The organism is Streptomyces sp. SP18BB07 (assembly GCF_036322545.1).
GTDB lineage: Bacteria > Actinomycetota > Actinomycetes > Streptomycetales > Streptomycetaceae > Streptomyces > Streptomyces deccanensis.
On sequence record NZ_JAQYWT010000370.1, the window covers coordinates 393,675 to 407,192 of the forward strand.

A 13,518-nucleotide genomic window follows, 5' to 3' on the forward strand; every position below is an offset into this window, starting at 1 on the left:
TTTCCCGCCTCTTCGGGTGAGGGCGCCGGGCGGGGTCAGCCGGTGGCGGCGGCCAGGATCGCCCCGACCACCGGGGGCAGCGAGTCCGGGTGGAGCCACAGGAAGAGGTTGGGCTCGACGAGTTCCAGCTCCATCACGCACGGCTGCCCGTCCGCCCCCGTGACGAGGTCGACGCGCGCGTACAGCAGCTCGGGCCGTCCCGGTACGGCGGCCAACGCCCGCTCGGCGACGGCGAGTTCGGCCGCGGTCGGGGTCCAGGGCACCAGGTCGGGGTGGGCGGTCTTCTCGGCGTCGTAGGCGGTGCCGGGCGAGAGCACCGCGCCCTTGCGGCTGGCGTGCAGCAGTCGGCCGCCGAAGAACTGCAGGGCCCGCTCCCCCTCGGTGTCGATGCTGGTCACGAACGGCTGCACCATCGCGGTGAGCCCCTCGGCGCGCATCCGCTCGACGTGCGCCTCGGCGGTCTCGCGCCGGTCGGGGGTGTAGCGGGCGGCGAACCGGGCGCCCGCGCCGGAGGTGGGCTTCACGACGTACTCGTGCGCCTCGGGCAGCCGCAGGGGGTCGCCGGGCGCGAGATAGTCCGTCGGTACGACGGGCACCCCGGCCCGCGCGAGGTCGCCGATGTACCGCTTGTCGGTGTTCCAGCGCACGACCTCGGCCGGGTTGGCGAGCCGGGTGGCCGCACCGGTCTTCTCCGCCCAGGCCACGAACTCGGCCGCGCGCCAGCTGTAGTCCCAGGTGGACCGGATGACGACGAGGTCGTACGCGGCCCAGTCCGCCGCCGGGTCGTCCCAGTGCACGGCCGCCGCGTCGGCCCCGGCCTCCCGCAGCGCCTCCACCAGCACCGGCAGATCCCGGTCGTGGTTGATCCTGGGGCCGGGATCGTAGGTGGCGAGAGCGATACGGGGGGCGGCTGTGCGGGCCACGGGGGGGCTCCGTTCTCTTACGTCTTCGGCTGACTGGCACTCCGGCGCAGGCTAACAACCGCGGGTGACGTGACGGGACCGGGTTTTCGCGGGGACCCTGGTCGCCGTGGGCCCGTTCCGGATCACGGCACCGAGGGCCCCGTGAGGAAGCGGCCGTCCCTGTCGTACGGCCAGACGTTGGGGACGCAGCCCTTCATGCCCTTGATCTGCTGCATCATCGCCGGGGCGGGCTTGCCCTTGCCGGGGCAGGTGACGTGGCCCTGGCCGAGGAAGTGACCGACCTCGTGGTTGATGATCAGGGCGCGGTAGGCCTTGACGTCGTCGGCGTAGACGGGGGTCGCCAGCTCCCAGCGTTCGAGGTTGACCATGACGTCGTCGCCGGCCTGGCAGTTGAACTCGCCGCGGGTGTTCAGCCCGACCCGGCTACAGAACGCGTCGACCGTGCCGGGGGTCGCCACCTTGACGACGAAGTCGGTGGGGCCGCTGGAGACCCGCTGGAACGCCGATGCGCCGTCGGTGGTCCAGCCGCGCGGGTCGGCGAGCACCGCCTCCACCTCGTCGGCGACCTCGGCGGCCGACAGCGACAGTCCCTTCTCGACGTCCACCCGGTAGCGCAGGGGCGTGCCCTTGCCCACCTTGGGGCTGCCGCCGGAGGCCGTGGTGAACGTGCCGGGCCCGGTTCTGGGGATGGTGATGGGCGAGTTACCGGGAGAGGGCGACCCGGAGTTGCTCGACGACGGGCTGGGCGAGGAGGAGGGACTGCCGGAGGCACCCGCGTCGGCGTCGGCGCTCCGGCTGGGAGCGGTCGAGCGCCGGGACCGCTCGGGCGAGGGCTCGGCGGAGGGGCCGGCCGCGGGCTCACGGGCTGTCTCGCCCGTGCCGCCGCCCATCCACCCCACCGCGGCTAATCCGGCGACACCGACGACCGCCACCGCCCCGAGGCCGCTCCGCAGAGGCATTCTCGCGCGCGGCTCACGGGCCTTCCGCCGACGGCCGGTGCCGGTTCCGGTGCCGGTACGAGTGCCGGTGCGAGAACGTGTTGCCTTGTGCGCGCTCATGTTCCTTCAGAGTGTGATCAGTATGTGATCGGATGTGGCCGAGTCAGTCACGAAAAGATAACGGATGATCGACTCTGCTCCGTACCAGCGCTTGACCTTCACCTTCGGTGAAGCCCCAGCATCGATCGCGGAACGAGGAACACCAGGTCCGCGAAAAGCCAGAGGAAGCCAGGGGGAGCCATGGAGATGCTGACGATCGGGGCCTTCGCCAAGGCGTGCCGGCTGTCACCGAAGGCACTGCGGCTCTACGACGAGCTGGAGCTGCTGCGGCCCGCCCGGGTCGACCCCGACACCGGCTACCGCTACTACGCCGCCGAGCAGTTGGAGCAGGTCCGGCTGGTGGCCTGGCTCCGCCGGCTCGGGATGCCGCTGGCCCGTATCCGTACGGTGTGCGCGCTGGAGCCGGGCCCCGCGGCCCGGGAGATCCGGGCGTACTGGGCCGGTGTCGAGGCCGAGACGGCGACCCGACGCGACCTGGCGGCCTTCCTCGTGGACCACCTCACCCACCCGTCCGAGGAGGACACCGCGATGCTCGAACTCCGTTACGCCGCCCTCTCCGACACCGGCCTCGTCCGGCCCGCCAACCAGGACACCGCCTACGCCGGCACCCGCGTCCTCGCCGTCGCCGACGGCTTCGGCCCCGCCGGGGCCCCCGCGAGCACGGCCGCCGTGGAGGCGCTGAAGACCCTGGACCGCGACACTCTCCCGGCGGGCAGTGTGCTGAACCTGCTGGAGGACGCGGTCCGGGGCGCGACCGACGCCGTACGGGACGTCGCGGGGACCGGGGACGACGGCACGACCCTGACGGCGATGCTCTGGACCGGCTCGCAGCTCGCCCTGGTCCACATCGGCGACTCCCGCGCGTACCTGCTGCGCGACGGCGAACTGTTCCGGATCACCCACGACCACACCGTCGTCCAGTCGATGATCGACGAGGGGCGCCTGACCCCGGAGGAGGCCACCACCCATCCCCAACCCGCCCTGCTCCTCAAGGCGTTGACCAACGGCGGGACCACCGCCACCCCCGACCTGCGCCTCCACGACGCCCACCCCGGCGACCGCTACCTCCTGTGCTCCGACGGCCTCTCCTCGGTCGTCCCCGACCCGGCCCTCCGGCGCACCCTGTCCTCGACCCCCGACCCCGAGACCGCCGTACGCGCCCTCGTCACCGAGGCGAACGAGGCGGGCGGCCCGGACAACGTCAGCTGTGTGGTGGCGGACGTGGTGGGCGGGGAGCGCTAGGGGGCGCCGCCCACACGTCCGCTGCCGTTCCGCCGCGCCGCAGGCGGTCCCGGCACCCGTTCCAGCGCTCGGCCCAGGCGGTTCACCCACTCCTCGGCCGTGCCCCGCACCCGGGGGTGCGCGGTGCGGAAGTCCGCCCAGTCCGCGGCGTCCAGGACGAGCGTGTCCACGCGCAGGGGGTCGGCGGGGGCCGGGGCGCCGGTGCCGGGCTCACGACGGAAGACCCTGTGGAGCAGCCGCGCGGAGAGCCGGGTGACCTCGGCCTCGGCGAGGAGGACGGCGTCGTAGAGGTCCTTGGCCTGCGCGCGGCCCTCGGAGGCGCAGTCGGTGTGCAGCCACAGGAGCTTCCAGGCGAGGGACAGGGCGGGGCCGGGGGTGCGGACCACGGTCCGGCCGGAGCCGTCGGCCCGGGGTATCGCCGTCCACACGGGGAGCTCCGGGAGCCGCTCGTCACGGGCGAAGTCCAGCCGCGCCTCGCCGGGCGGCAGGCCTTCCGCCGTCCAGGGGATGATCAGACGGGTGCCGGGGGTCTCGTACTCCGTGTAGGTCCAGATGCCGTCGGGCCGGGCGCCGTCCACGTCGAGCACCACGCCCGGCGCGGCGACCGGCCGTTCCCGGACGAGGTCGAGCAGCGCCAGATGCGGCGGCCGTTCCTCCGGCTCCACCTCGAAGACCCAGTGCAGTCCCTCGGGCGGAACCGCCGGCCGCAGACCCCCGGTGTCGAACTCCTCGAACTTCCAGATCTCGTACCGCCCGGCGCCGGCGGCCGCCTCCGGCCACTGCTGCACGGCCTCCAGCCCGTCCACGTACGGATAGGGATGGCCGGGGTCCACCGGGATCAGCAGGGGCTGGGGAACGATCCAGTCGAGGTCGGCGGGCTTACGCGCCTCCGCCCCCACCCACGCCGGCATGACCATGCTCCCCCGCAGCACCAGGTCCTCCCCCAAGGGGGAGTGGTCGGCGACGAGATGGAGCAGATGGTCGAGCACGGCCCGGTGCGCGGCCTGGTGCTCGGCCCGCCACCGCTCGTCGTCCTCCGGCGACCGGTTCACCGGACCTCCGCCGGCTCTTCGGCACGCACGTCCGTCCGCTCGTCGATCCATCCCGCGTCCAGACCCGGGCGGTCGTCGTGGACGACGAACTCCTCCTCCACCTCCACGGCCTTGAACCCCGCCGTCGCGAGCGCGTCGAGGAGGGCGTCGAGACGGCGGCGGGCCTCGGGGCGGCCGACATCGCGGCAGCGCTGGGTGACGAACCGCTCGTGCCCGCGACCGGACCGCCCTCCCTGTCGTCCCACGGCCTCGCCCAGCTCGCGGCGGGCGTTGCGTGACACATGGGCCGAGTGGCGCTCGGCGAGGGCGCGGACCGACGCCACCTCGGTGTCGTCGGCGAGGACGAGCTTGACGTGGTGTTCGAAATAGCAGCCGGGAGGGAGGGCGCGTGCCTCGGTGGCCGTCCGGGGCACGTCCTCGTTCCAGGGCGTGGCCTCGATCTTCACCCGGGTCACGTCGAAGCCCTCGGCGCATAGCCGTCCGACCCACGCCGACGCGGCCGCCCGCTGCGCCGACAGCGCCCCCTGGCCACGGACCGTCAGCATCGGCTGGTCGGGCGTCGCTCCCCGGTCGAGCACGATCCGCGTGTACTTGACCCGGTGACGCTCCGCCCAGCGGCGTATCCGGTTCTCGCCACCGGCCCCGGATGGGGCCACCACCGTCAGATGGGTCTCGAACTCCCCCGTGAACTCCCGCACCGCCGCCCCGCATTCCCCCGTGCTCACCCGCCGGCGTCCGCCGACCTGTCGGCACCCGCCGACTCACCGGTGGCCGACTGTACTGACCGCCACTGACAACGGCGGCACGGCGACCGGGGCCGGGGGCGGGGGCGGGGGCCGCGCTCAGGTGGGCGAGTCGCCCGGGTCCCAGTCCAGCAGGCGGACCTTCGCGACCGTGCGGACGTGGCGGCGCATCGCGGTCGCCGCCTGCTGGGGCTGCCGGGCGGCGATGGCGTCGAGGATCGCCTGGTGCTGGGCGAGGGAACGGTCGGGCCGGCCGGGCTGACGCAGCGACTCGGTGCGGCTCTCGGCGATCTGGTCGGCGATGGAGCGCATGAACTCGGCGAGCAGACTGCTGTGCGCGGCCGCCGTGACCGCCGCGTGGAACAGCCGGTCCCCTTCGACGCCGTGCCCGTCCCGCTCGATCTCCCCGGCCATGTGCGCCAGCGCGTCCCGCATCGCGGCCAGATCGTCCTCCGTACGGCGCTCGGCGGCCAGTTCGGCGAGCTTCGTCTCCAACGCCTCGCGGGCCTCCAGCACATCGGGCAGCCGCCGACGCCGTTCGACCATCCGCTCGACCGGCTCGACGTCCAGGCTGTCCCGGACGAGATACGTGCCGCCGCCGTGCCTGGCCTCCACCAGGCCCTGGACCTCCAGCACCACGATGGCCTGCTTGACCGAGGCCCGGCTCACGCCCAGCCGCTGGGCCAGGTCCCGCTCGGGCGGCAGCCGGTCGCCGGCCTTCAGACCGCCCTCGGCGACGTACTGACGCAGCCGGTCGAGGACCTGCTCGTAGAGCCGCTGCTTGGCCATGGGGCGCAGGGCGTCGCTCACGATTCCCCCTCTGTACGGCTCGTACTGCCCATCGGGGCCATCCTGCTCGTGCTGCTGGTCCGGCGTCTGCTGCTGGTCCGGCGTCGCTCGTCGGGAGCGTAACACCGGGCGGAGCCAGTGGCCCGATGGTCGAGTGGCTGAACCAATTTTCGCGCACCCTCTTGACGCGACCCTCGTACGCCCGCACGCTGACCAACCATAAGTGGCTCAGCCACTCGGCCACTGACCCAATTGTCACCCCGCTGCCCCCTCCCCTCCGCCTTCCGGGACCCAACGACGGGAGCCCGTATGTCCCCCGAACTGATCTCGATCCTCGTCCTCGCCGTGGTGTTCGTCATCGCCACGACCCGTTCCGTGAACATGGGTGCGCTCGCGTTCGCCGCCGCCTTCGGAGTGGGCGAACTCGTCGCCGACCTCGACGCGGACGGCATCTTCGCCGGCTTCCCCGGTGACCTGTTCGTCGTCCTCGTCGGCGTCACCTACCTCTTCGCGATCGCCCGCGCCAACGGCACGACCGACTGGCTGGTCCACGCCTCGATCCGGCTCGTACGGGGGCGGGTGGCGCTGATCCCCTGGGTGATGTTCTTCCTCACCGGCGCGCTCACGGCGATCGGCGCGGTCAGTCCGGCGGCCGTCGCGATCGTCGCCCCCATCGCCCTCAGCTTCGCCTCGCGCTACGGCATCAGCCCCCTCCTGATGGGCGCGATGGTCGTCCATGGCGCGCAGGGCGGCGGCTTCTCCCCGATCAGCATCTACGGCACGATCGTCAACGGCATCGTCGAACGCGAAGACCTCCCCGGCAACGAACTGTTCCTCTTCCTGACGTCCCTGATCGCCAATCTGGTGATCGCGGGAGTGGTGTTCGTCCTCTTCGGCGGCCTGAAACTGACCTCGCCCCCCGCCTCCCCGGCCGCTGCCACCACCGGGCCGGACCCGGACCCGGACCCCGAGCCCGACACCCGCCTCACCCCCGCCGTCACGGCCACCCTCACCTCCCTCGCCGCCCTGGTCATCGCGGTCCTCGCCTTCGATCTGGACGCGGGCCTCACCGCCGTCACGCTCGCCGCCCTCCTCAGCGCCCTCTGGCCCGACGACAGCCGCAAGGCCGTGACCCAGATCGCCTGGTCCACGGTCCTCCTCATCTGCGGTGTCCTCACCTACGTGGGCGTACTCGACGAGATGGGCACCATCACCTGGGCCGGCGAGGGCGTCAGCGACATCGGCGTCCCCCTCCTCGCCGCCGTACTCCTCTGCTACATCGGCGCGATCGTCTCCGCCTTCGCCTCCTCCGTCGGCATCATGGGCGCCCTGATCCCCCTGGCCGTACCGTTCCTGGCCCAGGGCGAGATCGGCGCGGTCGGCATGATCGCCGCGCTCGCCGTCTCCGCGACGGTCGTCGACGTGAGCCCCTTCTCCACGAACGGCGCGCTGGTCCTGGCCGCCGCACCGGACGTCGACCGCGAGCGTTTCTTCCGGCAGCTGATGATCTACGGAGCCATCGTCGTGGCGGTGGTCCCCGCGGTGGTATGGCTGGTGCTGGTGGTCCCGGGGTTCGGGTAGTCACCCGTACGGCAGCGGTACACCGGCAGCGGTACCTCGAACGACGACAACCAAGGAGTACGAGACGTGTCCCCTCTCTTCCCGGCCCTCACCGGCGAAGCCCGGACCCCCGACCGGCCCGCCCTGCGCTTCGGCGACCGTTCCCTGACGTACGGGGAACTCGCGGCCGTCACCGACGCACTGGCCGCCCGGATCCGGGACGCGGGCCGCGTGGCCGTCTGGGCGACACCGACGCTGGAGACGGCGGTGGCCGTCGTCGCCGCGCTACGGGCCGGTGTCCCCGCCGTACCCCTCAACCCGAAGTCGGGCCAGAGCGAGCTGGGACACATCCTCAAGGACAGCACCCCCGCACTGATCCTCACCGCTCCCGACGCCGAACTCCCCTCCGCCCTCGCCGGGTTGCAGCGCCTGAACATCGACGTACGGGACACCTCGACATCGCAGGCGGCGCAACCGACGGACGCGGCGAGCGAACCGACGGACGAACCGACTCCCGCGGCCCCCGCCCTCATCGTCTACACCTCCGGGACCACCGGCCCGCCCAAGGGCGCCGTCATCCCCCGCCGCGCCGTCGCGACCACCCTGGACGCGCTGGCCGACGCCTGGCAGTGGACCGCGGACGACGTACTGGTCCACGCCCTGCCCCTCTTCCATGTGCACGGCCTGATCCTGGGCATCCTGGGCCCGCTGCGGCGCGGCGGCGCGGTCCGCCACCTCGGCAGGTTCGACACGACCGCGGTGGCCCGGGAGCTGTCGGCGGGCGCGACGATGCTGTTCGGCGTCCCCACGATGTACCACCGCATCGCCGAGACCCTGCCCGCCGACCCGGACCTCGCGAAGGCGCTCGGCCGCGCCCGCCTCCTCGTCTCCGGCTCCGCCGCGCTGCCGGTGCACGACCACGAGCGGATCGCGGCGGCGACCGGCCGCCGGGTGATCGAGCGGTACGGCATGACGGAGACGCTGATGAACACCAGCGTCCGCGCCGACGGCGAACCCCGCGCCGGCACGGTCGGAGTCCCGCTGCCCGGCGTGGAGTTGAGGCTGGTCGAGGACGACGGCACCCCCCTCACCGCCGACGACGGCGAGTCGGTCGGCGAGATCCAGGTGCGCGGCCCGAACCTCTTCACCGAGTACCTCAACCGCCCCGACGCCACCGCCGCCGCGTTCACCGCCGACGGCTGGTTCCGCACCGGCGACATGGCCGTCCGCGACCCCGACGGCTACGTACGCATCGTCGGCCGCAAGGCCACCGACCTCATCAAGAGCGGCGGGTACAAGATCGGCGCGGGCGAGATCGAGAACGCGCTCCTGGAGCACCCCGGCGTACGGGAGGCCGCCGTCACCGGCGCCCCCGACCCCGACCTGGGCGAACGCGTTGTCGCGTGGATCGTCCCGGCGGACCCCCAGTCCCCGCCCCCGGCCGACGAGTTGGCGGACCACGTCGCCGCCCTCCTCTCCCCCCACAAGCGCCCCCGCACCGTCCACCACCTCTCCACCCTCCCCCGCAACGACATGGGAAAGATCATGAAGCGCGCGCTGAAGCCCGAGGCCTGAGGAGCGATGAGTGATGAGTGACCGGCGCGGCTCGGCCCGCGAGGCCATCGCCTCCCTGACGGACGACTTCACCGAACTCCCCACCCCACGACGGGAGTACGCCCCCGACGGCCCCCTCGCCTGGCACGGCTACGACTCCGCGCGCGCCCGCGCCGCCGAGCGCACCGGGGAGGAGGAGTCGGTGGTGTGGGGCCGGGCGACGATCGGTACCTCACCAGCCGGTCCGATCCCCGCCGTGCTGATCTCCTTCGAGTTCGGCTTCCTCGGCGGTTCGCTCGGCGAACGCACCGGCGACCGTCTGGAGGCGGCGCACACCTACGCCCGCGCCCACCGGCTGCCGGTCGTCTCCCTGGTCGCCACGGGCGGCAGCCGTATGCAGGAAGGCATGCGCGCCCTCACCCAACTCCAGCGCGTAGCCGGCGAGTCGGCGCTGACGCGGGAGGCCGGGCTGCCCCAGATCGCGGTCCTCCGCGACCCGACGACCGGCGGCGGCTGGGCCACCCTCGGCGCCGGCGCGGACATCACCCTCGCCCTCCCCACCGCCCAGATCGGCTTCGCCGGCTCCCGAGTCCGCCCCCCGGACGCGGACCCGACGGCGTACACGGCGGAGTCCCAACTCACGGCGGGCTCCATCGACGCGGTGGTCCCCCCACCGTCCCTACGCACCACCCTGCTCCTCTACCTGACCCTCCTGACCACGCCCTCCACAACCCCGGCACCCCCACCCCGGGCCCTCCCACCCGGCGCTTCCCCGGGGCCGGGGAAGCACGGGGCGCAGCCCCTGCTTCCCAGGGGCGCGGGGAACTGCGCGACAAGCCACGACGCACCCGCAGCCGCCACCCCACCGAACCCCCCACCCCAAAAGGCGCCCCTCCCCCAACTCCCCCCCACCGGCTGGGAAGCCGTACAACGCGCCCGCTCCCCCCACCGCCCCCGAGCCGAGGCCTACCTGGACGCCTACTTCACCCGCCGAGCCCCCCTGCAAGGGGACCGCTGCGGCGGCACCGACCCCGGCATGCTCTGCGGCTTCGGCGAACACGAGGGCCGGACCGTCGCCTACGCGGCCCAGTGCGGCACCCCGACCCGCCCGGCGGGCTACCGCACCGCCACCCGCCTCATCCACCTCGCCGACCGCCTCGGCATCCCCGTCCTGACCCTGATCGACACCCCCGGCGCCGCGAACGACGCCGAAGCCGAACGCCAGGGCGCGGGCCCCGCCATCGCCGCCCTCTTCACCGCCGTCGCCACCGCCCGCACCCCCGTCACCAGCCTCCTCATCGGCGAGGGCGGCTCCGGCGGAGCCCTCGCCCTCGCCGCCCCCGACCACACCTGGGCCACCCCCGACTCCTACTTCTCGGTGATCGCCCCGGAACTGGCGGCCGCCATCCTCAAGCGCCCGGAGAACGAGGTTCAAGCGACCGCCGACGAGCTGCGGGTACGACCGCAGGACCTGGTGGAGCTGGGCGTCGTACGAGGCATCGTCGAACCCGCGAAGTCGCCCTCTCGCGCGTCCGACACGCGCTGAACCACCCGTACGGACGCACCCCCACCCGGCCCACCCGACAGGCACCCCGCTCCCGTCCCCCGCACGATGCAAAAGGGAACCAGGGGACCGCCGACCGGCGGCGGTCCGTACGGTCCGTGCTCTCGGGAGGATCCGCAATGACCGCGATGACCGCCAGTCTGGAGCAGCTGCGCCGCTGCCACTTCGGCGTCGACCTCGGGGCCGCGCGGACCCGGGTGTATGTGAAGGGCGCGGGCCTGGTCGTGGACCAGCCGAGCGTCGCCGCCGTGAACACCCGGACGGGCGCGCTGATCGCGGTCGGGGAGTTCGCGGAGAAGATGACGGGCCGTACGCCCGACTACATCCGGGTCGTCCGGCCCGTCGCCGGCGGCACGGTGGTCGACATCGAGATGGCCCAGCGCATGCTGCGCCAGCTGCTGGGCGACCGCGTCCGCCGCAATCTGCGCCGCAAGCCCGTGCTGCGGGCCGCCGCCTGCACCCCGCACGGCGCGGACCCGCTCGCCCAACGCGCCACGATCGAGACGCTGGTGGGCCTCGGCGCCCGCCGGGTGGAGCTGGTGGACACCCTCATCGCGGCGGCGGTCGGCTGCGGTCTGCCCGTGGAGCAGCCCGAGGCGACCATGATCATGGTGTGCGGTGCGGGGGCCACCGAACTCGCCGTGCTCTCGCTCGGTTCGGTCGTCAGCGCGGTACGTATCCCCGTCGGCGGCGAGACCATCGACCACGCGATCGTGCAGCATCTGCGGCTGCGCCACGAACTGACGCTGCCGAGCCAGTCCGTACGGCCGCTGCAGCTGGCCCTCTCCGGCAACGGCCTCACCCCGCACGGCCCGACCTCCACCGAGATCCACGGTCTGGACGTGGCGACGGGGCTGGCCCGTTCCGTGCAGGTGGACACGGCGGCCGTACGGGACGCCATCCAAACCCCCCTCACCGCCGTGGTCGACGGCATCGGCAAGGTGCTCCGCGACTGCCCACCCGACCTGGTGGCCGACCTCGCCGACCGCGGCATCATGATGGTCGGCGGCAGCGCCCTGCTCCCCGGCTTCGACCAGATGCTCCGTCACGCCACCGGGATGCCGGTCCACATCGCCGAACGCCCCGACGTCTGCGCCGCACTCGGCGTCGGAGCCATGCTGGACGGCCGGATCGCGCCCATCAGCCTGGACCCGGTGGGCGACTGACCTACGCGCTCGCGGCCACCCCGACCCCCGAGACCGCCTCACCGACACCCCCTACGAACACTTTTCCGAACATGCCCGCGAGCGGCAGCACCCGGAGCACACGAGGGCGGTCGGCACCACGACGGTCACCCGGCGGTCGCCCCCGTGAGCCCGTGACGCCCCACCGAACACCCGTACGTGTCGTTCTCGCCGAAGTCCCCCGCCGCTAGGGTTACTTGGAGGAACACGGCCACGGAGGTGAGCGCACGGATGCCAGGGCCCGTGACCCGGATCGGTATCACCGGACACCGGGAGATCCCGGAGGCCGCCCTGTCCGCCGTCCGCTCGGGCATCCGGGCGGAGCTGCGCGGCCGCCCCTCCGGCACCCGGGCCCTCAGCAGCCTCGCCGCCGGCGCCGACCAGCTGTTCGCGGAGATCGCCCTCGAGAGCGGCCTCCAACTGACCGCCGTCATCCCCGGTATGGACTACGAGACCCACCTCGGCGACGACCAGGTCCGGGCCGCCTACCGCCGTCTCCTCAAGTGCTGCGCCGAACGCGAGCAGCTGCCGTACGAACGCACCCACGAGGAGGCGTACTACGCGGCCGGCCGGTACATCGTCGACCACACCGACCGCATGATCGCCGTCTGGGACGGCGCCCCCGCCCGCGGCCTGGGCGGCACGGCCGACATCGTCGACTACGCACGCCTCACGGGCGTCCCGGTGACGGTCCTGTGGAGCCCGGGCGTACGCCGCGCCTGACCCCTCGCCCGCCCCCTGCCGAAGCGCGGCGACGCGTGGCGCCCCTCTGCCCGTCAGGACCCGAACCGCACCAGCCAGTCCGTGTGCTGCGGCGAGACCAACCGCTCCGCCTCCGCGACCGCGTCGGCCCACCCGTCCTCCGTGACGGTGGTGGTCATGGTGACGCGCAGGGTGTCCAGATCCTGTTCGACGAGCTTGTGCGCGTACGTGAGCGGGCGGTGCCGTCGTACCTCCTGCCAGGCGACACCGGCCGCGGCGGCGGCACTGAGGACACCGGTCGGGTCCCAGCGGCTGCCGAGGACCCCCAAGGCCCGGGCCACGGCGGTGACCAGGGCCACCGCGGTCAGGGTGGTGGTGACGCCCGACCAGCGCACGGACGCCTGGTGCGCCTGCCCGGCCTTGGCGCCGTACCAGGCCAGCTGGTTCAGCACCCGGTCACGGAGATAGATGTCGCGCCGCGACGCGAACGTCTTGGCGCGCACCGCACGCATCATCGGTGTGATCTGCCCGAGCCCGAGCTCGGTGACGGACTCGCGCGGGTCCTCCCAGCCGACCTTGCGCAGTTCGCTGAGCCGTTCCTCCAGCCGTTCGGCGAACCGTGCCTCGGGATTGACGAGCCGTGAGGGGAACGGCCCGCCGTGGACCATGAACTGCCAGGCCAGCGACTTGACCACCTCGGCCGCCGCCCGGTGCGCCTGCCACTGCGCCCGCGCACGGCGCCGGGACACCCAGAAGCCGATCCCGATGGTCAGTGCGTACAGCACCGCCGCGACGGCCGAGGGCACCCGGCTGCCGACCCGCTCCGCCAGTGACGCGGTGGCGGTGGCGAGCAGCAGGACGACCAGTTGCATCCGGACGACCTTGAACGACTCACCCTGATGGGTCACCGCCTTCTCATCGCACACCTGGAACAACGGAGACAGATCTCGATCACTCACCGTAGTGCTGGGGCCGGGCGTCGCAGCCATGCAGACCTCATACGGGTACCGGAAGCCAACGGAACGGTCATGCTCTCGTCAATCTTGAATTCGCGCCAGGCCGCCTGCCGAAGGACAGGCACCCTTTACCCTCGGAGGCGTGCGTGGTATAGGGCGTGCATGATAGAACCATGCCTGACAGTGTCGTC

The 13,518-nt window shown here is 72.9% G+C and carries 12 protein-coding genes; 6 read left to right on the forward strand and 6 right to left on the reverse strand.

All coding sequences use genetic code 11. The features are described 5' to 3' along the window. Positions 1 to 35: 35 nt before the first annotated feature. Together PUR53_RS47165 and PUR53_RS47170 are read right to left on the reverse strand one after the other, a co-directional pair. A complete protein-coding gene (locus PUR53_RS47165) occupies positions 36 to 923 on the reverse strand; it encodes an ATP-grasp domain-containing protein (RefSeq protein WP_329901636.1) in 888 nt (295 codons plus the stop codon). Between the two features lie 122 nt (positions 924 to 1,045). Further along, positions 1,046 to 1,882, reverse strand: a complete 837-nt coding sequence (locus tag PUR53_RS47170; protein ID WP_329912542.1) for a DUF3152 domain-containing protein — start codon at positions 1,880 to 1,882, stop codon at positions 1,046 to 1,048. A 279-nt stretch (positions 1,883 to 2,161) separates the two neighbouring features. Between PUR53_RS47170 and PUR53_RS47175 the strand changes: the two genes are divergently transcribed. Continuing rightward, a complete protein-coding gene (locus tag PUR53_RS47175; RefSeq protein ID WP_329912543.1) occupies positions 2,162 to 3,223 on the forward strand; it encodes a MerR family transcriptional regulator in 1,062 nt (353 codons plus the stop codon). Here PUR53_RS47175 and PUR53_RS47180 read toward each other — a convergent pair. The 3 genes from PUR53_RS47180 to PUR53_RS47190 all read right to left on the reverse strand — a co-directional run bounded on the left by PUR53_RS47180 (position 3,220) and on the right by PUR53_RS47190 (position 5,828). Then, positions 3,220 to 4,275 (reverse strand): nucleotidyl transferase AbiEii/AbiGii toxin family protein, encoded by a 1,056-nt coding sequence (locus tag PUR53_RS47180; RefSeq protein ID WP_329912544.1) that lies wholly within the window; start codon positions 4,273 to 4,275, stop codon positions 3,220 to 3,222. The two genes, PUR53_RS47175 and PUR53_RS47180, sit on opposite strands and share 4 nt — an antisense overlap. Next, on the reverse strand, positions 4,272 to 5,000 hold the full coding sequence (locus PUR53_RS47185; protein WP_329912545.1) for a hypothetical protein: 729 nt from the start codon (positions 4,998 to 5,000) through the stop codon (positions 4,272 to 4,274). The genes PUR53_RS47180 and PUR53_RS47185 overlap by 4 nt, the downstream gene beginning before the upstream one ends. A gap of 117 nt (positions 5,001 to 5,117) precedes the next feature. Then, the gene (locus tag PUR53_RS47190) at positions 5,118 to 5,828 is read right to left on the reverse strand and encodes a FadR/GntR family transcriptional regulator (RefSeq protein ID WP_329901640.1); all 711 of its coding nucleotides are present in this window, start codon (positions 5,826 to 5,828) and stop codon (positions 5,118 to 5,120) included. A 288-nt stretch (positions 5,829 to 6,116) separates the two neighbouring features. On the opposite strand from PUR53_RS47190, the gene PUR53_RS47195 reads away from it, so the two are divergent. From PUR53_RS47195 to PUR53_RS47215, 5 genes are all read left to right on the forward strand, one after another. After that, positions 6,117 to 7,388, forward strand: a complete 1,272-nt coding sequence (locus tag PUR53_RS47195; RefSeq protein WP_329901641.1) for an SLC13 family permease — start codon at positions 6,117 to 6,119, stop codon at positions 7,386 to 7,388. Between the two features lie 66 nt (positions 7,389 to 7,454). Then, positions 7,455 to 8,942 carry an acyl-CoA synthetase gene (locus tag PUR53_RS47200; RefSeq protein WP_329912546.1) on the forward strand — a complete coding sequence of 496 codons (1,488 nt, stop codon included), beginning with the start codon at positions 7,455 to 7,457 and terminating at the stop codon, positions 8,940 to 8,942. A gap of 13 nt (positions 8,943 to 8,955) precedes the next feature. Further along, on the forward strand, positions 8,956 to 10,467 hold the full coding sequence (locus PUR53_RS47205) for a carboxyl transferase domain-containing protein (protein WP_329912547.1): 1,512 nt from the start codon (positions 8,956 to 8,958) through the stop codon (positions 10,465 to 10,467). 146 nt (positions 10,468 to 10,613) lie between these two features. Further along, a complete protein-coding gene (locus PUR53_RS47210; protein WP_329901715.1) occupies positions 10,614 to 11,651 on the forward strand; it encodes a rod shape-determining protein in 1,038 nt (345 codons plus the stop codon). 249 nt (positions 11,652 to 11,900) lie between these two features. Then, complete coding sequence (locus PUR53_RS47215; RefSeq protein WP_329901644.1) at positions 11,901 to 12,392, forward strand: hypothetical protein; 492 nt, start codon at positions 11,901 to 11,903, stop codon at positions 12,390 to 12,392. 53 nt (positions 12,393 to 12,445) lie between these two features. Here PUR53_RS47215 and PUR53_RS47220 read toward each other — a convergent pair whose 3' ends face one another. Continuing rightward, the gene (locus PUR53_RS47220; RefSeq protein ID WP_329901645.1) at positions 12,446 to 13,360 is read right to left on the reverse strand and encodes a DUF4231 domain-containing protein; all 915 of its coding nucleotides are present in this window, start codon (positions 13,358 to 13,360) and stop codon (positions 12,446 to 12,448) included. Positions 13,361 to 13,518 lie beyond the last annotated feature (158 nt).